Origin of the sequence: Staphylococcus pseudoxylosus, assembly GCF_003697915.1 — a bacterium.
Lineage (GTDB): Bacteria > Bacillota > Bacilli > Staphylococcales > Staphylococcaceae > Staphylococcus > Staphylococcus pseudoxylosus.
On record NZ_RCVN01000043.1, the window covers coordinates 1 to 1,014 of the forward strand.

General features: G+C 37.7%; 1 protein-coding gene. It reads left to right on the forward strand.

Going from position 1 to position 1,014, the window contains the following annotated elements; all coding sequences use genetic code 11:
- Nucleotides 1-80: 80 nt before the first annotated feature.
- A partial coding sequence (locus D9V42_RS14680; RefSeq protein ID WP_244204792.1) for a terminase large subunit domain-containing protein occupies nt 81-1,014 on the forward strand: 934 nt, incomplete at its 3' end.

Here is a 1,014-nt window from a genome sequence, read left to right on the forward strand (position 1 = left end):
ACCTGACTACTGGTAACCTGATGAAAATTGAGCTACTTCCAACACAAAAATGGTGGTATGAGTTAATGTTAGGCTATGATATGGTTGATGAAAAAGGTGTTCAAGTCAACCTAATTAATGAGATTTTTCTTAATTTAGGCCGTGGATCAGGTAAGTCTAGTTTAATGGCTACGCGCGTGCTTAACTGGATGATTTTAGGCGGACAATATGGCGGAGAAAGTCTAGTTATTGCATACGATAATACACAGGCTAGACACGTATTTGACCAAGTTAGGAATCAAACAGAAGCAAGTGATACATTAAGAGTGTACAATGAAAACAAGATTTTCAAGAGTACAAAACAAGGGCTAGAATTTACGTCTTTCAAAACCACTTTTAAAAAGCAAACAAATGATACTTTACGAGCGCAAGGTGGTAACAGTTCCCTTAATATATTTGATGAAGTCCATACCTATGGCGAGGATATAACAGAGTCAGTTAATAAAGGTTCACGTCAAAAACAAGATAACTGGCAAAGTATTTACATCACTTCTGGCGGACTTAAACGCGACGGACTTTATGATAAACTTGTTGAACGATTCAAATCAGAAGAAGAATTTTACAATGATAGGTCATTCGGCTTGCTTTACATGCTAGAAAATCATGAGCAGGTCAAAGATAAAAAGAATTGGACTATGGCTTTACCACTTATTGGCAATGTTCCTAAGTGGTCAGGAGTTATTGAGGAGTACGAGCTTGCGCAAGGAGACCCAGCGTTACAGAATAAGTTCTTAGCGTTTAATATGGGCTTACCTATGCAGGATACAGCTTACTACTTCACTCCGCAAGACACTAAACTAACAGACTTTAATTTATCTGTATTTAATAAAAATAGAACTTATGTCGGAATTGACCTATCCTTAATTGGCGATTTAACCGCTGTATCGTTCGTTTGTGAGTTAGAGGGTAAAACTTACAGCCATACGCTAACTTTCTCTGTACGGTCTCAATATGAGCAACTGGACACAGAACAAC